At 71.1% G+C, this 18,556-nt stretch carries 17 protein-coding genes; 10 read left to right on the forward strand and 7 right to left on the reverse strand.

Annotation, left to right across the window (positions count from 1 at the left end; genetic code table 11):
- The first annotated feature begins 26 nt into the window (after positions 1-26).
- The 3 genes from ASF21_RS09255 (at position 27) to ASF21_RS09265 (ending at position 4,419) form a co-directional block, all read left to right on the forward strand.
- On the forward strand, positions 27-2,057 hold the full coding sequence (locus tag ASF21_RS09255; RefSeq protein WP_055769921.1) for a putative bifunctional diguanylate cyclase/phosphodiesterase: 2,031 nt from the start codon (positions 27-29) through the stop codon (positions 2,055-2,057).
- Between the two features lie 66 nt (positions 2,058-2,123).
- A complete protein-coding gene (locus ASF21_RS09260) occupies positions 2,124-3,449 on the forward strand; it encodes an AI-2E family transporter (RefSeq protein WP_162237526.1) in 1,326 nt (441 codons plus the stop codon).
- Positions 3,442-4,419, forward strand: a complete 978-nt coding sequence (locus ASF21_RS09265; RefSeq protein ID WP_055769926.1) for a D-2-hydroxyacid dehydrogenase — start codon at positions 3,442-3,444, stop codon at positions 4,417-4,419. Before ASF21_RS09260 ends, ASF21_RS09265 begins: the two co-directional genes overlap by 8 nt.
- Here the strand turns inward: ASF21_RS09265 and ASF21_RS09270 are convergent.
- Positions 4,416-5,369 carry an NAD-dependent epimerase/dehydratase family protein gene (locus ASF21_RS09270; RefSeq protein ID WP_200914804.1) on the reverse strand — a complete coding sequence of 318 codons (954 nt, stop codon included), beginning with the start codon at positions 5,367-5,369 and terminating at the stop codon, positions 4,416-4,418. The genes ASF21_RS09265 and ASF21_RS09270 overlap by 4 nt on opposite strands.
- 123 nt (positions 5,370-5,492) lie before the next feature.
- On the opposite strand from ASF21_RS09270, the gene ASF21_RS09275 reads away from it, so the two are divergent.
- Entirely contained in the window at positions 5,493-6,245 is a 753-nt protein-coding gene (locus ASF21_RS09275; RefSeq protein WP_055769928.1) for a TetR/AcrR family transcriptional regulator, read from the forward strand.
- Between the two features lie 42 nt (positions 6,246-6,287).
- Entirely contained in the window at positions 6,288-7,547 is a 1,260-nt protein-coding gene (locus ASF21_RS09280; protein ID WP_055769931.1) for a glycosyltransferase 87 family protein, read from the forward strand.
- Here the strand turns inward: ASF21_RS09280 and ASF21_RS09285 are convergent.
- Positions 7,534-8,385: an SDR family oxidoreductase gene (locus tag ASF21_RS09285; protein WP_055769933.1), complete on the reverse strand. Its 852-nt coding sequence runs from the start codon at positions 8,383-8,385 to the stop codon at positions 7,534-7,536. The two genes, ASF21_RS09280 and ASF21_RS09285, sit on opposite strands and share 14 nt — an antisense overlap.
- Positions 8,386-8,587: 202 nt before the next feature.
- On the opposite strand from ASF21_RS09285, the gene ASF21_RS09290 reads away from it, so the two are divergent.
- Positions 8,588-9,085, forward strand: a complete 498-nt coding sequence (locus ASF21_RS09290) for an SRPBCC family protein (protein WP_055769934.1) — start codon at positions 8,588-8,590, stop codon at positions 9,083-9,085.
- A 242-nt stretch (positions 9,086-9,327) separates the two neighbouring features.
- Here the strand turns inward: ASF21_RS09290 and glsA are convergent, their stop codons facing one another.
- From glsA to ASF21_RS16820, 3 genes are all read right to left on the reverse strand, one after another.
- Positions 9,328-11,142 carry a glutaminase A gene (glsA, locus tag ASF21_RS09295; RefSeq protein ID WP_055769937.1) on the reverse strand — a complete coding sequence of 605 codons (1,815 nt, stop codon included), beginning with the start codon at positions 11,140-11,142 and terminating at the stop codon, positions 9,328-9,330.
- A gap of 45 nt (positions 11,143-11,187) precedes the next feature.
- Positions 11,188-11,652, reverse strand: a complete 465-nt coding sequence (locus tag ASF21_RS09300) for a hypothetical protein (protein ID WP_055769939.1) — start codon at positions 11,650-11,652, stop codon at positions 11,188-11,190.
- Positions 11,653-11,722: 70 nt separating this feature from the next.
- Entirely contained in the window at positions 11,723-11,869 is a 147-nt protein-coding gene (locus ASF21_RS16820; protein ID WP_157365831.1) for a hypothetical protein, read from the reverse strand.
- 39 nt (positions 11,870-11,908) lie between these two features.
- Here ASF21_RS16820 and ASF21_RS09305 point away from each other — a divergent pair, with 39 nt between their 5' ends.
- Positions 11,909-12,580, forward strand: coding sequence for a pentapeptide repeat-containing protein (locus ASF21_RS09305; protein ID WP_055769941.1), 672 nt, complete (start codon positions 11,909-11,911; stop codon positions 12,578-12,580).
- 124 nt (positions 12,581-12,704) lie between these two features.
- On the opposite strand, the gene ASF21_RS09310 is transcribed toward ASF21_RS09305, so the two are convergent.
- Both ASF21_RS09310 and ASF21_RS09315 read right to left on the reverse strand, forming a co-directional pair.
- Entirely contained in the window at positions 12,705-14,129 is a 1,425-nt protein-coding gene (locus ASF21_RS09310) for a CPBP family intramembrane glutamic endopeptidase (RefSeq protein WP_055769943.1), read from the reverse strand.
- A 4-nt stretch (positions 14,130-14,133) separates the two neighbouring features.
- Positions 14,134-14,874, reverse strand: coding sequence for a YoaK family protein (locus ASF21_RS09315; protein WP_055769946.1), 741 nt, complete (start codon positions 14,872-14,874; stop codon positions 14,134-14,136).
- A 144-nt stretch (positions 14,875-15,018) separates the two neighbouring features.
- Between ASF21_RS09315 and ASF21_RS09320 the strand changes: the two genes are divergently transcribed.
- Genes ASF21_RS09320 through ASF21_RS09330 form a run of 3 tightly spaced genes read left to right on the forward strand, consistent with a single transcriptional unit; the run spans position 15,019 to position 18,555 of the window.
- Positions 15,019-16,710, forward strand: coding sequence for an ABC transporter substrate-binding protein (locus ASF21_RS09320; RefSeq protein WP_082471405.1), 1,692 nt, complete (start codon positions 15,019-15,021; stop codon positions 16,708-16,710).
- A 1-nt stretch (position 16,711) separates the two neighbouring features.
- The gene (locus ASF21_RS09325; RefSeq protein ID WP_055769948.1) at positions 16,712-17,665 is read left to right on the forward strand and encodes an ABC transporter permease; all 954 of its coding nucleotides are present in this window, start codon (positions 16,712-16,714) and stop codon (positions 17,663-17,665) included.
- Positions 17,665-18,555, forward strand: coding sequence for an ABC transporter permease (locus tag ASF21_RS09330; protein ID WP_055769951.1), 891 nt, complete (start codon positions 17,665-17,667; stop codon positions 18,553-18,555). Before ASF21_RS09325 ends, ASF21_RS09330 begins: the two co-directional genes overlap by 1 nt.
- Position 18,556 lies beyond the last annotated feature (1 nt).

An 18,556-nucleotide genomic window follows, 5' to 3' on the forward strand; every position in this document is an offset into this window, starting at 1 on the left:
GGCACTGCGCAGCGGGAGGGCGGAACATGCACGGGGTGAACGGGCCGCACTTCGGCGAGGGCAGGGTGCCGGAGGATCTGCTCATCCAGGCGATGGCCGCCACGTCCGAGATCTCGCTCATCGCCGACGCCGACCAGAAGATCCTGCACGTTTCCGACTCCTTCGTGAACATCACCGGGTACGGCCGTGAGGAGGCCCTCGGGCGCAATTGCCGCATGCTGCAGGGCCCGGGCACCGACCCGGAGACGACGGCGGCCATCCGCCACGCCCTCACCGCCGGCACGCCCTTCAACGGGGAGATCCTCAACTACCGCAAGGACGGTTCTGCCTTCTGGAACGCGCTGCGCATCACGCCGCTGCGGTCCGCGAGCGGCGCCGTCACGCATTTCGTCAGTGTCCAGCGGGACATCAACACCAGGATGGCGCTTCACGAACAGCTGCGTTTCCAGGCCCTGCACGACCAGGTGACGGGTCTGCCCAACCGCACGGCCATGGGGGAGCGCATCAGGCTGCTCCTCGGGTCCGGCACCGCGGGGGAGCACGTCCCCGCCATCGGGCTGATCGACCTCGACGACTTCCGCGACATCAACAACAGCTACGGTCACGAGGCCGGCGACGAGCTCCTGCGGGAGTGGGCGCTGCGGCTCCAGGGGCTGCTCCGCGACGGGGACGTCCTCGGCAGGATGGGTGGCGACGAGTTCCTCGTGATCTTCAGGGACATCCCGCCGGCGGACGCGGACGCTGCCTTCCGCCGGTTGCTCGAGCCTCTGCTCGAGATGGCGGGGACGCCCTTCCTGGTCGGCGGCAGCGACGTCACGATCGGGATGAGCATGGGGATCGCCCTGCTGCCTGCCGAGGGCGCCGATGATGCCGACGTCCTCCGTGCGGCCGACGAAGCGCTCTACGCCGTGAAGCAGCGCAAGGCCGACCGCGTGCAGTGGTGGGAACTCGGGGCCGCCGTCGGAGGGGAGCCGGACCCGGACGTCACGGGCGACGACGGTCCGGTAGGACCGCCCGAGGAGATCGGGCGGTCCTACCGGCGGGCCCTGGACACGGGTGTCGTGGTACACCTCCAGCCGGTGGTCGACCTCAGGAAGGGGGGCGTCCACCTCTTCGAGGCGCTCGCACGGCTGGAGCTGCCGGGCGGTCGTCTCGCCGCGCCCGGTGAGTTCCTGCCCCACCTCGACGCCGCCGATCTCGACCGGCTGTTCTCGCGGGTGCTCGACGAGTCGCTGGACCGTTTCAGCGCCTGGTACCGCGACGGGGTCTGCGACGGGATCTCGGTGAACCTGCCGCCCTCCGTGCTCCTGCGCCCGGCCCTGGTCGGCGACCTGGCATCCTCGCTCGCCCGGCACGCCGTGCCCGCCGGATGCCTCACGCTGGAGCTGCTGGAATCGGACAGCGTCGACTCCGAGGCGCAGAGCGAGGTGCTGCAGGAGATCGCCGGGCTCGGCGTCGGTGTGGCGATGGATGATCTCGGAGCCGGCTACAGCAGTCTCAAGCGTCTCTCCACGCTGCCGTTCACCACCATCAAGCTGGACCGTGATCTCCTTGCAGGCATCCACACGCGCCCCACGGATGCGCTGAGCATGATCGCCACCCTGATCCAGATGGGCCGGGACTTCGGGATGAAGGTGGTGATCGAGGGCATCGAGGACCGCAGCGTCGCCGAGGCCGTCACGGTGCTGGGTGCCGCCCTCGGGCAGGGGTACTACTTCTGCCGGCCCATCCCGGCCGCCGAGGTGCCCGCCTTCGCCGGCCGCTTCGGCGAGGCCTTCCACCCCGATCTCTTCCGGACCCACCTCGGAGCGCTCGCCTACCACTGGCAGTTCGCGCGCCTCGGGTCCCCGCACCCGCGCGAGCTCGCCGACTGTCCGCTCAGCCACTTCCTGTCCGCGGTCGGCTCGCCGACCGACGTGGAGCGCTGGCACGCACAGCAGCATGACGGGCGCGCCGTGCACCTCGGCGCCGGACAGCTCATGGTCGACTGGCTCGTCCAGCAGGTCCGGCTGACGGCCGAGCAGGTCAGCGCCCTCCCGGTGGCCGGCGCATCCTGAGTTGCAAGGGGTCACGCCGCCCTGCGCGGTGAGCCCGCAGCCGCCCGCTTAGGGCAGGATGGCTACGTGACAGAAGCAGACGCCGGTAGCCCGGACACCGAGACCCCATCTCCACGACGGTCTGCGCGGCGATGGAAACCCGCGCCCCGGCCTGTCCCCGCGGCACACGGCTCCTCCGTCGCCCGCCGCTTCAGGCCGCACGCCTTCGCCGACGGCCTCAAGGTGAGTGCCGCGTGGACGGCGCGTTCCATCATCGTCCTCGCCGGGCTGGTGGTCCTCTGGTACCTCACGAAGGCACTCTGGTCCATCGTCCTGCCCACGCTCTTCGCCCTCCTGCTCGCCTCGGTGCTCTGGCCCGTCAACAGGTTCCTGCGCCGCGGCCTCCCGAAGGTCCTCGCCGCACTCGTGACTCTGCTGGGGTTCATCGGGATCGTCGTGGGGATCGGGGCGCTGACCATCCCCGCGATCGCGAGCGGCGTCACGGACCTCTCCGGACTCGCGCGGGACAACATCGCCGACCTCGCCGCGTTCGTGGCCGGGCCGCCGCTGAACCTCGACACCCCGAACCTCGACAGCATCGTGGACACGGCACTGAGCCAGGTCCAGGCCAACGTGGGGAACATCGTCAGCGGCATCACGACGGGCCTGGGCGAGCTGACGTCCGGCACGGTGGTGGTGCTGCTGGCCCTCGTCTTCACCTTCTTCTGCCTCAAGGACGGCGACCGCTTCATGCCCTGGGCGGCGCGCTGGACCAATTCGACGGCGTTCGGCCATGCGTCCATGATCGCGAGCGGGACGTGGAGGGCCCTCTCCTCCTACATCTTCGCGCAGGCCACGGTGGCTCTGGTCGATGCCGTGTTCATCGGGCTCGGCCTGGTGCTCCTCGACATCCCGCTCGCCATCCCGCTGGCCGTGCTGGTGTTCTTCTCCGCCTTCATCCCGGTGGTCGGGGCGATCGTCTCCGGGCTCGTCGCGACGCTCGTCGCGTTCCTCGCCTACGGCTGGGTGAGCGCGCTCGCGGTGCTCGGTCTCGTGGTCCTGGTCCAGCAGCTCGAGAGCAACTTCATCCAGCCCCTGCTCGTGGGGCGGACCCTCGAGATCCATCCCGCCGTCGTGCTCGCCTCGGTGACGGCCGGCGGCACGCTCTTCGGGATCATCGGGGCGTTCCTCGCGGTCCCCACGACGGCGGTGGCGATCGTGGTGCTGCGGTACCTGCGCGACCAGTCGATCGAGAACAGACCGGCGACCGGCGTCGCCTCCGGGGACCCCGACGCCGTTCCGCCCGCGCCGAGCACGGCGTCCGGCGAGGGCCCGGCCGCGACGGCATCGGACGACGAGCCCAGTGCCCCGGCGGGGCCGGTGGGGCACCGCTCGGAGCAGTCCGGTGGCTAGGCGGCCGGTCGTCGCAGTCCTCGAGGGAGCCCGCCCGGTGCGCGGGCTCGAGCGCGTGGCCGGACTCGCCGACGTCCGCATCGCGCAGGCCGGGGACCTGGACCGGGCGCTCGACGGCGCGGAGGTGCTCTACCTCTGGGACTACTTCTCGGGAGCGCTGCCCGCGGCCTGGCACGCCGCGGGCTCGCTGCGCTGGCTGCACGTCGCGGCGGCCGGGGTGGACAGGCTGCTGTTCCCCGGGCTGGTGGCCTCCGACGTCGTCGTCACCAACGCCCACGGCATCTTCGACCAGCCGATGGCCGAGTACGTCCTCGGCGGCATGCTGCACGCGGCTAAGGGGTTCGGTCCCCTCCGCGACCGGCAGAACGAGGGGGTCTGGGCGTGGCGTGAGGGCAGGAACATCGCCGGGACCCGAGCCCTGGTGGTGGGCGCCGGCAGCATCGGCCGCCACACGGCCCGCCTGCTCCGCGCGGTCGGCGTGCGGGTCGAGGGGGTGGGTCGCACCGCGCGCGGGGACGACGCCGACTTCGGCCGCGTGCACGCCTCGAGCGACCTGGAGCGGATCGTCGGGGACGTCGACTGGCTCGTCCTCGTCGCACCGCTCACCCCGGCCACCGAGCATCTCGTGGACGCCCGGGTCATCGACGCGCTCCCGTCCTCTGCCGTGCTGGTCAACGCCGGCCGCGGCCGGCTCGTCGACGAGGACGCCCTCGTGCGGCGCCTGACCGCGGGAACCCTGGCGGGAGCCGTGCTCGACACCTTCGCCGTCGAGCCGCTGCCCGGGGACCACCCGTTCTGGTCCCTGCCGTCGGTGCTCGTGACGCCGCACATGGCGAGCAATGCCGATTCCTGGCTGGATGATCTCGCCGCTCAGTTCGAACGCAACTTCCTGCTGTGGGCCTCGGGGGAGCCGCTCCCCGGCGTGGTCGACAAGGCCCTCGGGTACGTACCGTCACGCCTCGTGCCCTAGGCGGCTGATCCGGCCACGGCCAGGTCCTCCCGCCACCACCGGACGGTCTCCGCGGCACCCTGTTCGAGGGGAGTAGGGGCGAGCCCGAGGAGCCGCTCGGAGGCCGAGGAATCCATGACGAAGGGCCGGTCGAACTGGTACGCCAGCTCGGCGATCTCCCGCATGGACGGCAGTACGGTGCCGAGCGCCCGCAGCAGCCACCCGGGAATGCCCCTGAGCGGAGGCACGACGACGCCCGCCGCCAGGGCGAACGCCTCCGCCATCGCGCGCTGGGACAGCGCCGGGAGGGTGGGTGCGTGCAGCATCCGGTCCGCGGCGCGGGGCAGGCCGGCCGCGGTGATCATCGCCGCCGCGAGATCGGGCACGTACGTGAAGGAGTGCGGTGCCCCGGGATCGCCGACCAGCTGGATCGCCTTGCCCGCCAGGATGGCCGGGATAATCCGTTCACCCGCGTGGGCCATGCGGGCCCGCGGACCGTAGAAGTCCGAGGCGATCACCGAGACCGTGCACGCCGGCGAGGCCGCCCGCGCCGCCAGGAGTGCAGTCCGGACGCCGCGCTTGCCTCCGGTGGCCGCGCGCTCGCCGTCCTCGGTCATGACCGTGTCCGGGTGGCTGTAGGAGTAGAGGCTCTCCGGGAACACGACGACGGTGCCCGCGCGATGTGCCGCGTCGAGCACCACGGCCTCGGCGGCGGGCAGTTCGCGCCGCCAGGATCCGGCGGTGTAGGCGCTGCCGTGGATGCAGTGGAAGACGGCGGCGGCCCCGGCGATGGCCGAGGCCAGTGCCGCGGGGTCCGAGGCGTCCGCCCGCAGCTTCTCCACCGACGGGTGGTCGGGACCGCTGCCCGAGCGGGTGAGGAGACGGACGGTGTCTCCGCGCTCGGCGAGCTGCTCGGCGATGGTCCAGCCGACGGGTCCTGCTCCGGTTACGACGTAGAGCGTCATGATCATGCCTTTCCTGAATGGAAGTGAGAGCACTGCTCTCAGAACCAATGTGCGCGTCCTCCCCGTCGAGGTCAAGAGCACTGCTCTCATCAGTTGACGGTGCTCTCTCCCGCATGCAAGGCTGGCGCCATGCCAGGAACACCGAGGGCCCGGGCCCGGGAGCAGACACTCGGGGACATCACCAGCATCGGGCGCCGCCACCTCGGCGAGGTCGGCGCCGCCGCGCTCTCCCTGCGCGCGGTGGCGCGGGAGCTCGGCGTCGTCTCGTCCGCCGTCTACCGGTACGTGGCCAACCGTGACGAGTTGCTGACGCTCCTCGTCGTCGATGCCTACACCGAACTGGGGGACGAGGTCGACGCCGCGGTGGAGGCCGCGGGGACGGCCGCCGCCGACCGCTTCAGGGCGCTAACGCAGGCGGTGCGCGCCTGGGCCGTCCGCGAGCCGTCCCGCTATGCGCTGCTCTACGGCAGTCCCGTCCCCGGGTACGCCGCTCCGGCCGAACGCACCACCGGCGAGGGCACGCGCGTGGTCACGCTGCTCGCTCTGATCATCGACGGTGCCTGGCGATCGGGGGAGCTCGACGACACGGCCGAACCCGTCGCGCCCGTGCTCGCACCGGATCTGCGGGCCATCCGCGACCAGCTCTCACTCGCCGTGCCGGACCGGGTGATCGCGGCAACGGTGCAGGCCTGGTCCGCCCTCTTCGGTGCCGTCTCCTTCGAGGTCTTCGGCCAGTACGGTCCCTCCACCTTCGCCGACCCGGCGGCGCTGTTCGACCTCGTGGTGGACCGGATCGCCGTCCAGCTCGGCCTCCGGCGGCTGACGCATCCCGCCCCCGCCGGGAGCAGGCGGAAAGATTGGCGCACGCCGCGCACCGGGTGAGAGACTGGCCGCTGCCGCCACCACCCCGACCAGGAGCAACCCGTGCGCATCCGCCTGCCCCGCCCGGAGACCCGGAACACCGCCCGCTCGGTCTGGCTGTTCTTCGCGGTCATCCACGCGGGCTTCCTGGCCCGGCTGCTGCCGTTCATCATCGGCGGGGGAGTGCTCAGTGACATCCGCTTCTACCGCGAATGGGCCTACAGCGCACTGAACGACGGCGTCTGGGAAGGCATCGACACGGCGTGGGTGTACCCCGTGGGGGCGCTCGCGACCATGGTGCTCGCCGCGGCCTTCGGTCCGTTCCTCTACCAGCTGGCCTGGTTCGCGCTCTTCGCCGGGCTCAACGCCCTGGGAACCGCCGCCCTGCTGCGACGCGGCACGCCGTCGTCGTTCACCGCCGCGTACTGGTGGCTGACCGCCACCGCGCTGCTCGGCCCCGTCGCCGTCGGCAGGATCGACGGGCTGACGGCCCCGCTCGTCATCACAGGGCTCCTCGTCGTCGCCGCCCGCCCCTTCGTGGCCTCCCTGCTCCTCAGCGCCGCCACCTGGATGAAGGTGTGGCCCGCCGCCGTGGTGCTCGCGGCACTCGTGGTGGTCCGTGACGGCAGGCTGCGCATCGTGGGGGCCGGCCTCGCCCTCACCGCCGCGATCGCCGCAGCGGTCACGGCCTTCGGGGACGTCCGGAACCTCACCGGCTTCCTCAGTGCCCAGGGCGCCCGCGGCATGCAGCTCGAGGCCCCGCTCAGCACCCCCGGTGTCTGGCAGGCCATCACCGGTTCCTCGGGCGCCTACTTCTTCGAGGACGAGGTCATCAACACCATGGAGGTCCGGGGCGCGCTCAGCGGCGTGGTCGGCGACCTCATGACACCGCTGCTGGTCCTGACCGTGCTGGTGGTGGCTGCCGCCCTGGCCGTCGCCCTGCACCGCGGGGCCGCCGCCGGGAGCCTGCTCGCCACCGGTTCGCTCGCCCTCGTCGCCACGCTCGTGGTCTTCAACAAGGTCGGCTCGCCGCAGTTCATGCTGTGGATCGCGGCGGTGATCGCCGCAGGGCTGGTCCTGGACGGCGTGGCGGGCTGGCGGTACCCCGCCCTCGCGATGCTGGCCACGGCCGCCCTCACCACGCTGGTCTACCCGGTGTTCTACGACGCCCTGCGCTACGAGCTCAACCCCGCTGTCGCCGTCCTGCTCACCCTGCGCAACCTGCTCGTCGTGAGTATCTTCGTCTGGTCCCTCGTGCGCCTCGGACGGCTCGCAGCCGGCATGCGCACGGCGGGGCCCGCACCATCCGTCAGGGGTTCCTGACGCCCTCCCCGGCGAGCACGGCTCGATACCCCTCACGGTAGGTCGGGTAGGTGAACGAGAAGCCCGACGCGCGCAGGCGCCTGCTGTCCACGCGGCGGGCCCCGCCCCGGACCGGACCGCCGGAGCCGTCGCCCGCCGGCGGCTCCGGGAGGGTGAGCTCGGCGGCGAGGAAGCGCAGCACCTCGCCGAGGTCGACGGGCAGTTCGTCGCTGCCGAGGTAGATCCGCTCCGGTTCCTCGACGTCCAGCACGAGGTGCACGATCGCGGCGGCGGCGTCGTCCCGGTGGATCCGGTTGGTCCACTGCACCTCCTGCGGCAGGACCGCGCTGCCGCCGGTCACCTGGTCGATGAGACGCGTGCGCCCCGGACCGTAGATACCCGAGAGGCGCAGCACCGTCCCGTGGTCGGTCCGTGCGAGGAGGACGTCCTCGGCCTCCTTCACGAGGCGCGCGGTCGGGGCGGTGCCCTCCGCGGGTGAGTCCTCCGAGACCCATCCACCGCCGAAATCCCCGTACACGGCGGTGGAGGAGACGAAGAGGACCCGGCGCGGGGTGACGCCGTCGCGCTCGAGGGCATCGAGCACATTGCCGGTCGCGTCCACGTAGGCGCTGCGGTACGCCTCCTGCGTCCTGCCGCCCGCCGCGGTGGCGATGACGACGACGTCGGTATCAGCCGGGACCGGGGGCAGCGGCTGCGTCAGGTCGGCGCGCACCCCCTCGATGCCGGCCGGCAGGCGCTCCGGCGAGCGGCGCCAGCCGACCACGCGCTCCCCCCGGGCGGCGAGCCGCAGCCCGACCTCCGTGCCCAGGTCCCCGCATCCCGCGATCAGTACCGTCATGCGCCGTCCGTCCTTCCGTCACGGGCCTGGTTCGGCCATGTCCGACCGCCAGTCTAGGGCGGTGCCGACCGTGGCGGTGCCGGTCGGGGCGGTGCCGGTCGGGACGCCGGCGGGGAGGGAAGGGGAGGCGCCGTAGACTGGCCCGCGGCGCCCCGCTCCCACCGGGCCGGTCCGGCCAGGTATCCGAGCGAGGGGGGAACGCATGGGACGGGTGATCTCGGTCCAGGACAGCGTGGTGATCGCGCAGTCGCCGCAGGTGCTGTACGGCATGGTCAGCGACGTGGTGCGGATGGGCGAGTGGAGCCCGGAGAACAGGGGAGCGGTGCTCGCGGCACCGGGCGTGCCCATCGGGGTCGGGACGGTGTTCGACGGCGCCAACACGCGGGGACGGGTCAGCTGGACCACCCGCTGCACCGTGACGGCCGCGGAGCCGGGCCGGGAGTTCGCCTTCCGCGTCCATGCGATCGGCGGGCGGACGCGGCGGCTGCCCGCGAGGATCGCCGCATGGCGCTACACCTTCGAGGAGGGCGACGGCGGCACGCTCGTCACCGAGACCTGGACGGACGACCGACCCTGGCACGATGCCGCGGCACGCGCCTTCGACTATGTCGCGACGGGTGGCACGACCTTCGCCGCCTTCCAGCGCGGCAACATCCGCCGGACCCTCAGGAACCTGAAGGCCGCGGCCGAGACCGTCTGAGGTCCGCCGCATCCCGGGACGTCCCGGCATGCAGGAGGCAGGATCACCGTGACAGTGATCCTGCCTTTTTCGGAGCCAGTGCTCAGCGGCTGCTTCGCCTGGTCGCCGTCCGCAGCTGGATGATCCGCACCGCACCCACGAGCGCGACGATGGCCCCGCCGCCGACGGCGGCGATGAACAGAGCCAGGCCGAGGGCGATGGATCCCTCGAAGCCGAACGGCGCCAGGACGCAGGCCGGGTCGTCAGCCGCGGATGCGCACCGCGGTCTCCCGGAGGTAGAGGTCCACCCGTGTGTAGGCGTCCCGGGTCAGGGCCTTCCACAGTTCCACGGCGAGCGGCGGATCCTCCTTCTCGATGCTCCTGATGGCCTGCGCCGTGAGGACCTTCACATGGACGTCCTCGAGGGCCTTCACCGTGGTCTCCTGCCGGTCGTCGCTGCCGAGGGCCAGCTCCCCGAAGGTCATGCCGGCGCTCAGCGTGGTCAGCCTGAGCCGCTCGCCGGAAGGACCGGGTACCGACGTGGCGATCTTCCCGGACAGGATGAAGAAGACGCCGCCGAAGCTCTGCCCGACGCGGCGCACCACGTGCCCCTTCTCGTAGGTCCTGTCCTCCATCCGCAGCGTCAGTGCCTCGACGGCCTCCTCGGACAGCGGGCTCAGGGCGGGGCACTGGGCCACCTCCACCCGTGCGGGCAGGACCAGATCGCCGCCGTAGCGGGTGATCAGCTCGTTCTCGCACCACTCCACGGCGGCCGTGCGCGTGTCGAAGGTCGGCACGGCCCGGTCGACGTCCTTGAAGGTCTCGGCGAGGGTGCTTTCGCCGTCGATCAGCACCAGCTCGCAGTCCACCGCCTCAAGGTTCGCCCGGACCTCGCCGAGCAGGCGCAGCGACACGTCCGCCACCTCGTCGACGCGCCGCAGGTCGAGGATCACGACGTCGACGTCGTCGTCCAGCCCGCTGAGCTCGCGCACCATCGACTCGGTCCCCGCGAAGAGCAGGTCCCCGTTGAGCTCGATCACCATGGCGCGGTGGCCGTGGTCGCGGAGGACCTCCATGGCCTCGTCGGTCCTGCGGATACCCGACGGCGCCGCCGTGATGTCGTAGGTGGCCCGGATGGCCGAGCGCCCGGCGCGCGCGGCCCGGACGAAGTGCAGTTCCATGTCGCGGGAGAGCCGCTGGCTGGTGGCCATCCCGCGGACGCTGCTCCCGTGCTCGTCCAGGGGCGGGGAGTACACGGCGAGCCCCACCTGGCCGGGCAGGACGGCGATGGTGCCGCCGCCCACCCCGCTCTTCGCCGGCATGCCGACGGTGCTGATCCACGAACCGGCGTCGTCGTACATCCCGCACGTCGTCATCACCGAGAGGACGCGCTCGACGGCGAGGATGTCCATCGCCTCCACCCCGGTGAGCGGATTCCGGCCCGAATTCGCGAGCGTCGCGGCCATGACGGAGAGGTCGACGCAGTTGACCATGACCGAGCACTGGCGGAAGTAGTCCTCGATGACCGGCGTCGGATCGTCCTCGATGATGTCGAAGGAGCGCAGGAGGTAGGCGAGGGCGCGGTTCCGGTGCCCGTGTTCCAGCTCCGACCGGAAGATCTTCTGGTTCACGCCGAGCTGGCGGCCGGCGAACGCCGAATAGGCGTTCACGATCCGCTTGAACCGGGTGTTGCCGCCGCGCGACTGCACCAGCGACGTGGCCGTCAGGGCTCCGGCGTTGATCATCGCATTCGACGGGCGTCCCGTCCCGGGGGCGAGGGAGACCTCGTTGAAGGAATCCCCCGACGGCTCGACGTCCACCTTCGCGTCCACCGCCTCCATGCCGAGGTCCGCGAGGGCGAGCCCGTACGTGAAGGGCTTGGAGATCGACTGGATGGTGAACTCCTCGCGCGTGTCACCGACCTCGTACATGTAGCCGTCCACGGTGGTCAGGCAGATGCCGAAGTTGTCCGGATCGACGTTCGCCATGGCGGGGATGGTGCTGTACGGCTTGCCGTCCCGCAGCTCGGAGATCTCCCGGTGGATGGTCCTGAGGTACGTGTCGATCGGCGATTCCATGCTTCCCAGCCTACGGGCGCGGCCGGTGGCGGACTGCCCGCCCGGTCAGCGCGTGCGCAGGGTGTGCCGGATGGAGAGGACGAAGAGCTGGGCGACGGCGGTCGCCAGGCCGAGGAGGATCAGCGGCGGGGCCGCCAGCACCGTGGTGTTGAACCAGGGGTTGACGTACATCCCGTTCGCCTGTCCGTTCATCATGGCTTCGTCGAAGGCCCTCTGGTACATGCTCGGCGCAGCGAAGAAGTACACCCCGAGCGCGGTGAGGACGGCGGCCGCCACCCAGATCCAGACGTCGAGAGGATTGCGGGGTCGTGGCTCCTCGGTCTCCCGCGCGGTGTCCGGTCCCACCTCGACGATCCCCGGGATGGCTGCCTCGTCGGGCGGGGCGACGGGAAGGGCGGGAGCGGGAGGGGCCTCGGAGGTCATCCGCGGCACCGCATCGGTGGCGCCGCCCCGCTGGTAGATGCCCTCGTAGCGGGGATCGTAGGTGCCCTGCAGCCGGTCCGTGCTCATCGCTGTTCCTCCCCCTGGACTGCCGAATGCTGTCCAGTAAAGCACGGCGGCTGATCGTCGCGCCCCGCCCTCACCTGCGCGCGGCGAGCTCGTCGAGCAAGCGCTCCTCGGCGTCGTGCGGGGTGACGCAGAGGAGGACCGCGATCCAGCCGATGAGCGCGCCCCCGTTGCCCGCGCTGCCCGATCCGACACCGGCCCGTGATTGGATCAGGATCACCTGCCCAGCCGGTGGAGCGGGTCAGGACCGGAAGGAACCATGCCACCCCGATCAGCACGCACGTCGACCGAAGCCCCTCGCCTCGCCCTGCACGCACCGTCGAACCTCACGCGGGTCGATGCCCCCGTCCTCCTCGACGGCGAGCACCGGGAGGGCGAGTTCTACGCGCGCGCCGTCCTCGATGCGGGCGACCTCGCGGGCATCACGCTGCAGGAGTGCCTGCTGCAGAATGTCTCCCTCGACGGGACGGAACTGCGGGGCGCGCGCTTCCTCGAGTGTTCCTTCGAGGATCTGTTCGCGCCGGTGTTCCGGGCCTCCCGCACCAGCTGGCGGGAGACGTCGCTGCGCGGTTCGCGCTGGGGATCCGCCGAGCTGTACGACAGCAGGTTCGACGCCGTGCACCTCGACGGCGGGAAGCTCGACTTCGTGAACCTGCGCGGTGCCCGTCTCACGGATGTCCTGATCAGCGGGTGCATCATCGGCGAACTGGACCTCACGGGCTGCACGGCCACGCGCGTGGCCCTGCAGGACTGCACCGTCGGCACACTCACGCTCGACGGCGCCCGGCTCAGGGACACGGATCTGCGGACGAGCAGCTTCCGCACCATCAACGGTATCGACGGGTTGCGGGGAGCGACCATCGACGACGGGCAGCTGCTCCTCCTCGCGCCGTTCCTCGCCGAGAGCATGGGTCTCCGGGTGGAGGGCTGACGCCGGTGCCGGAGGTGCCGGCGGGCGTCGTCAGGTAGGGGCGGCGCCGGGCTCGTCCCCGGACCGATGGCCGTCGTCCTGGGCCGGCGCCCGGCGTCGTGCCGGTGGGCGTCGCGGGGCAGGGTCAGCGTCCGGGCTCGTCCCCGGACCGATCGCCGTCGTCGTCCCGGGCCTCCTGGCCGTCACCAGAGTCCGGGCGCGCCGCGGACGCGCCCGAGGTCGCCGCGGGGTAGCCGGGACCGGACGGGTAGGGCGTGCCGGCGGGGTAGCCCGGACCGCCGGGATGCGAGGGTCCGGACGGATGACGGTCGGCGGTGTAGTCGCGCCCCGGTGCGGGCTGCGCAGCGCCCGCCCGCGGGCGGTCGACGGGCGATCCGAACGGGTCCTGCCACACCGGGCGCTGCAGGGGTGCCGGCGTCGGCTCGGCCGGATGCTGGACCAGCGGGGCGGCGGAGGGGGCAGTGATCGGGGCGTCGACGTGCCCGTCGGTCCCGTGCCGGCCCGTCCCGTACTGGGTCGGGTCCCAGGATCGGACCTGGGCCGGGACCCCGGCGACGGCGTGCATCCCCCCGGGGAAGCCGGGGTGTGCGTCCTGGCCGGCTCCCGCGGGTACGGGGTCGGGCCGGGCCGCCGTGGGACCGGCCGCACCGGGGCGTGTCCGTCCGATCCCGCGCCGGTTCGCCAGCCGCACGATCACGGCTGCCGTGACGGCCATGGTCGCCACCGAGACGACCAGCCCGCCCACCGAGCCCTCGGTGTTGTTCACGTCCACCACCCCGACGGCGCCGAGGACGAAGATGGTCATGTTGTTGATCGCGTGGACGGCGATCGCCGCCTCCAGTCCGCCTGTACGCCAGGTGATCCACCCGGCGAAGAGGGCGAAGACCGCGACGTCGGCCTGGCCGAGGGGATCGTACCCGTGACCGAGCACGAAGAGGGGGATGGGGAGGAGGATCGCGAACGCCGGATGCCGCAGCCAGCCACCGATCGCCTGCATCAGGTATCCACGGAACACGTACTCCTCGGCGGCTGCCTGGAACGGGACCGCGAGCAGGGAGAGCGCGAGCATGATCCAGAGGACCGACGTGTCCTGCTGAGCGGACGGCGCTGGGCCGTCCTCGGGGAACACCACGGTGAGGAGGGCCGAGACGAGCAGGCTCGCGAGGAAGACGGCGATCGCCGTGACGACGCAGGTCACCAGCCAACGCCAGCGGATCCGCCCCGCCACGGAGGAGAGCAGGCCGATGGGCTTCGGGCCGATGATGAACGTCGCCATGCCCAGGGCGGGGATCATGAGGATCAGGGACACCAGGGTGAAGGCGAAGATCACCGGGTTGCTGAGATCGAGCGCCTCCGCAGCCTCCATGATCCGCTGCGTGTCGGCGGAGGTCGCGAGCGCCGCGACCACGCCGACGACGAGCAGCAGTACCGTGAGCGCGAGGTAGAAGGCCAGTCCGAGCAGCCCGGTCAGGAGCGGTTTCCACCACCGGTACTGCGGCCATGAACGGGCGAGGCGGTGGTAAGCGTAGTGCTGGTCGAGCTGATCCATACTCCTACCGTAATGCGGTTTCCTTGGCGTTCTCCGCCGTCGCCGAGCGGCGGTCCGTCCGATGGCGCAGGTGCCCCACCAGGGTCACGACGCCGGACAGCAGCGCGGACACGGCGATGCCCAGCCACAGGTCCACCGTCAGGGTGAGCGCCCCGACGACGGCACCGGCCATGATGAGCGCGATGGCGGAGAAGCGGCGCGCCCAGAAGGGACTCCTGCCGCCGGCCAGCCGGGAGTCGGACGCGAGGCCCGTGATGGTGGAGGTGACGACGACGGTGGTGATCTCGGCGACCTTGAGGCGTTTCGCCGTGGCGGCCTGGATGCCCATCGCGGTGGCGAGCACCGACGTCGTGATGCTGCCCAGGATCTCCGCGGCATGCACGTTGACGAGGGCCACGTAAACGGCGAGCGCGGTGAGTCCGAGCGTCACCGTGAGCAGCGTGCTCGAGGTGCGCCCCGACCAGCCCTCCGGTCCCTTCCGCAGCACGCGCCCGGCCAGAGCCGCGCCGACCATGAAGAAGACGAGGGCGAGGGCGGGCCGGAGGATCGGGAGGTCCGCCCCGCCGGCGAAGGCCATCCCGAGGAGGACGACGTTTCCCGTCATGTTCCCGGTGAAGACGCGGTCGAGCCCGAGGTAGCCGACGGCGTCGATCACGCCCGTCGAGAAGGTGAGGACGAGCATGAGCCACAGGTGCAGGCGGTCCGTCGCGACGCGCGGGTTCTTCTTCGCCTTCTTCTTCGCCATGAATTCCCTTGGTAACAGTCTTGAAACGAATGTATACGAAGCTTATCGTCGTACGAGCGATTGTATTCAATCCTTTCGCCCGTGCAGAAGCTGTATCCCGCAGCGCAGCAGCAGTTCCGTCCCGTCCGTTCGTGAGGAACCCCCATGCAGCACCAGAACCAGCACCTGCAGGCCCGCAGTGCGCGCGGCAGGAGGTCCGGCAGAGCCGCCGGACTCCTGGCCGCTGCCGCCATGGCGGTCACGGCCCTGACCGCCTGCCAACCGATCCAGCCCCTGCCGGCAGCGCCGGTCCGCGAGGACGTGACGGGCGTTCCCCTCGGGGATGCCATGGTCCGGGAGGGCGGTGACCTCGTGATGGCGCTCTCGGCCGAACCGGACCGCCTCGACCCGACGACGTCGTCCTCCCTCTACACGCGGTACGTCATGCAGACCATGTGCCAGAAGCTCTACGACATCGACGCCGAGGGGGAGATCGTCCCGCAGCTCGCCGCCGCGCTGCCGGAGGTCTCCGAGGACGGACTCACGGTCACCATCCCGGTCCGCACGGACGCCGTGTTCGCGGACGGCGTCCCGTTCGACGCCGAGGCCGTCCGGACCACGCTCGAACGCCACCTGACCCTCGAGGGCTCGACCCGCAAGAGTGAACTGGGCCCGATCACCGGGATCCGCGCGGTCGGCGAGGACCGCGTCGAGATCAGCTACGAGCGGCCGTTCGCTCCCCTGACCGCCGCGCTCGCCGACCGCGCCGGGATGATGCTCTCGCCGCAGGCCATCGCCGAGAACGGGGCGGACTTCGGCGTCAGCCCGGTCTGCGTGGGGCCGTTCAAGTTCGTGGACCGCGTGCCCCAGACCTCGATCACCGTGGAGCGCGATCCGCTCTACTACGACGCCGAGGACGTCCACCTCGACACCATCACCTACCGCATCATCACGGACGCCAACATCAGGGCCGCGAACCTGCGCTCCGGCGACGTCCAGGTGGCGGACACCATCTCCCCGCAGGACGTCGACGCGCTGCTCAAGGAGGACGGCGTGGGCGTGCTCCAGGTCGGCTCCCTCGGCTACCAGGCCCTCACCGTGAACGTCGGTAACGTGGACGGGGCGGGGGAGCCGCCCGGCACCATCGACACGCCCATCGCCCAGGAGAGCGCCATCAGGATGGCGCTGTCCATGTCGATCGACCGTGAGGCACTGGTCAACACCGTGTTCAACAGCTGGTTCGAACCCGCCTGCTCCCCGGTGTCCCCGGACAGCCCGTACTCCTCCGCACTGAGCGAGGCCTGCCCACCCTACGACCCGGAGGGCGCGCGGCAGCTGCTCGAGGACGCCGGCGTCGAGACCCCGTACCCGCTGGAGATGCAGGTCACCAACACCCCGGACACCCTGCGCTTCGGCCAGGCCCTGCAGGCCGCGGTGGCGGACGGCGGCTTCGACCTCACCGTGGTGCCCGTGGAGTACTCGACGCTCCTCGACGTGCAGTCGCAGGGCGATTTCGAGGCGCTGCAGCTCGGCTGGTCCGGGCGGATCGACCCGCACGGCAACATGTTCAACTTCCTCTCGACCGGTGGCGGCAACAACTACTCGGGCTACAGCAACCCGGAACTGGACGAGGTGCTCACGAGTGCGGCGCAGATCAACGACGTCGAGGGCCGCGCGGAGCTCTACGGCAAGGCCGTCGAGCTCGTGCAGCGCGACAACCCGATCATCTACCTCTACCGCCAGCGGAACCTGACCGCCTACAGCACCGACGTCGTCGGCGTCGAGACCTTCACGGACGGCGTGGTCCACCTGAGCGACGCCGCGTTCATCGAGCCCACCGACGAGACGGAGAACTGACATGGGCCGCTACCTCCTCACCCGGCTCTGGCAGTCGGTCGTCACCCTCGTCCTCGCCTCCCTCGTCGTCTTCATCGGCGTGCGCCAGCTGCCCGGGGACCCCGCCCTCGCCATGGCGGGGGAGGAGGCGACGCCGGAACAGCTCGCTGCCGTGCGCGCCGACATGGGACTCGACCAGCCGCTCGTGACCCAGTACCTGGCGTTCGTGCGCAACACGTTCAGCGGCGACTTCGGTGAATCGACCCGCACGGGGACCCCGGTCACCGAACTGATCGCCACCACGCTGCCCGTCACGCTGTGGCTCTCGGCCTACGCGATCGTGGTAGCCATCGTGATCGGCATCCTCTTCGGGGTGATCGCGGAGCGGTTCCGTGGCCGCTGGCCCGAGTGGGTCGCCAACGCCTTCGCCCTCGTCGGCCTGTCCGTGCCGAACTTCTGGCTCGGCATCCTCGCCATCCTCTACCTCGCGGTGACGCTCGGCTGGTTCCCCGCCTCCGGCTACGTCGACGTGCTCTCGGATCCGCTGCGGGGGCTGTACTACCTGACCCTGCCCGCCCTGATCCTCGGCACGGGTCTCGCCGCGGTCATCATGCGCCAGACGAGGGCGTCGATGATCGAGACCATGACCACCGACTACGTGCGGACCGCGCGGGCCAAGGGGCTCGGCCGCGGGCGGGTCCTCGTGCGCTACGGCCTGCGGAACTCCCTGATCGTCGTCGTGACCATCGTGGGTCTCCAGCTCGGCGGCCTCATCTCGGGCGCCGTCGTCACCGAGCGGATCTTCGCCCTGCCGGGCTTCGGCAAGCTCACGCTCGACGCCGTCTTCACCCGCGACTATCCCGTGATCCAGGCCGTGGTGCTCATCATCACCGTCAGCTACATCCTCATCAACCTCGCCGTGGACATCCTGTACTCGGTGGTCAATCCCAAGATCCGCGTCGGAGGAGCCAACTGATGGCCGTCGAAACCCTGCCCCCGAAAGCGGGAGGCGCCGGCCTCGGCTCCGGCCGCGGCCGCATCCTGTCCTCCCTCCGGCACAACCCGCTGGGCATCACGGGCGGCATCATGCTCGTCGCCGTGGTGCTGGCCGGACTGCTCGCCCCGCTCCTCGCGCCTTACTCGCCGTCGGAGGTGCACTTCGACACACCCTTCCAGCGGCCGCTGACCGAGGGCTTCCCGCTCGGCACGGACGATCTCGGGCGGGACATCCTCTCGCGCCTGCTCTTCGGCATCCAGACCTCGCTGCAGGTCGGTGTGCTCTCGGTCCTCCTCGCCGTGGTCATCGGGACGCCCCTCGGCCTGCTCGCGGGCTACTCCCGCGGGTTCGACGCCGTGATCTCCCGTCTCACCGACGTCACCCTCGCCTTCCCGTTCCTCATCATCGCCGTCGGACTCGCCGCCATCAGCGGGCCGAGCCTCGGCAATGCGGCGATCGCCCTCGGTATCGCCCAGATCCCCACCATGATCCGGGTGGTCCGTGGCGAGACGCTGCGCATCAAGGAGAGCGACTTCGTGCTCGGGGCCCGCACCATGGACGCCTCGCCCACCTGGATCATGCTGCGGCACGTGCTGCCCAACGCGACGTCCGCCATCATCGTCCAGGCCACGGTCATCATGCCCGTCGCCGTGATCGGGGAGGCACTCCTGTCCTTCCTGGGGCTCGGCATCCAGCCGCCCACGCCGAGCCTCGGCATCATGCTCTCCGACGCCCAGCAGTACATCTTCCGCGCGCCCAGCGCGGCGATCTTCCCGGGCATCGCGATCGCGCTGATCTGCCTGGCCTTCAATCTCTTCGGCGATGCCCTGCGCGACGCCTTCGACCCGACGAACACCACCCGGAAGTGAC

This window comes from Arthrobacter sp. Leaf234 (assembly GCF_001422665.1).
Taxonomy (GTDB): Bacteria; Actinomycetota; Actinomycetes; order Actinomycetales; family Micrococcaceae; genus Arthrobacter_D.